The 1,342-nt window shown below is 70.2% G+C and carries 2 protein-coding genes and 1 pseudogene; all 3 read left to right on the top strand.

The genetic code is table 11. From position 1 onward, the window contains the following. Positions 1-620: pseudogene (locus DM816_RS41905) on the top strand (glycine--tRNA ligase subunit alpha/beta); the annotation flags it as partial. 11 nt (positions 621-631) lie between these two features. Then, the gene (locus DM816_RS41900) at positions 632-940 is read left to right on the top strand and encodes a DUF1905 domain-containing protein (protein WP_117215945.1); all 309 of its coding nucleotides are present in this window, start codon (positions 632-634) and stop codon (positions 938-940) included. Between the two features lie 5 nt (positions 941-945). Further along, positions 946-1,342 (top strand): aminoglycoside phosphotransferase family protein (locus DM816_RS41895; protein WP_246002759.1); only part of this gene is annotated, 397 nt, incomplete at its 3' end.

Genomic DNA, 1,342 nt, shown 5'->3' with positions numbered 1-1,342 from the left:
CCGCGCTCGGCGCGATCGCGATCCACCGCGACACGCCCGCCTTCGCGCGGCTGTCGTTGGCGCACGCGCTGTCGGTCGCGGCGGCGTGCCAGCCGGTGGAAGTGGGTGGCGGTGCTCGGTACCACATCTGGGATTTTCTCGTCCGCAGATTTGAGCGGCGGCTGCTTGATGAGGGCCATCCCATCGACAGGGTACGAGCCGTGCTCATCCACGCAGACCGCCCGCGGCACGCCGATCTGCTCCTCGGCCAGCTCACCGAACTGTCCAAACGCGACGATTTCCGTCGTCTCGCCGCCGCGCTGAAGCGTGCTCGCCGCATCGTGCCGACCGGAGACCACCCGCCCGTTGACCCGCAGCTGCTGACGCATCCGGCCGAGCGGCGCCTGCACGAGGCTGTGGCGCGGACGCGTTCGGCGCTGACTTCGCCCGCCGATCTCGCCCAGCTGCTCGCGGCGGGTGGGGATCTGCCATCGGCGATCGACGACCTGTTCACCTCGGTCATTGTCATGGCGCACGACCCGCAGGTGCGGGCGGCCCGGCTGGCACTGTTGGCATCTGCCGCGGCGCTGGGCGACGACGTCCTGAACTGGCGTGAGCTGAATTGTCGTACCGGTGTGTGATGCTGTGGCCCGTGGTGTTCGAGTTTGAAGCCGAGCTGTGGATATGGGATGCGCGGCGCGACGACAGCTGGACGTTCGTTTCCGTGCCGACCGACCTGTCCGAAGAGATCCGCGAGCTGGCCGACGGCCCGCCGCGGCGCGGGTTCGGCTCGGTGCGCGTGCGGGTCACGATCGGCCGCAGCACGTGGGCGACGTCCATCTTCCCCGACAGCGGCCGCAAGGCCTATGTGCTGCCCATCAAGCGCGCCGTCCGCAGGTCCGAGGGCATCGAGGCGGGCGACACCGCGACCGTGACGCTCGAGCTCGTTGACGTTCAATGATTGCGGTGCCCGCAGAGTTCGCGCAGTGGTGCGCCCGCACCGGTGGCGAAGCCGCCCGCCAGTGGCTTGAAGAATTGCCTCATGTGGTGCGAGACATGTGCCGGCAATGGCAATTGGAGATCGATGACCCGGCCCCGCTGCACGGCGGGCTCGGTCTGGTGCTCTTAGTGCTGCGGGGGCCGCAACGTTGCGCGCTCAAGCTGAGCTGGCGGGAGGGCAGCGTGGCCGGCGAGACACTCGCGCTGCGCACCTGGCGCGGCAACGGCGCCGTGCAGCTGCTGGAGGCCCAACCCGACCGGGGCGCGCTGCTCCTGGAGCGGCTCGACCCCCGCCGGTCGTTGCACACGGTCGACCTGTGGCAGGCGGCCGGCATCGCGGGCGGCCTGATCCGGCAGCTCGCGG

It is taken from the genome of Allorhizocola rhizosphaerae (assembly GCF_003426775.1).
Lineage (GTDB): Bacteria > Actinomycetota > Actinomycetes > Mycobacteriales > Micromonosporaceae > Allorhizocola > Allorhizocola rhizosphaerae.
Note: the sequence above shows the minus strand (reverse complement) of the source record. Positions and strands in the feature narration are given on the sequence as shown.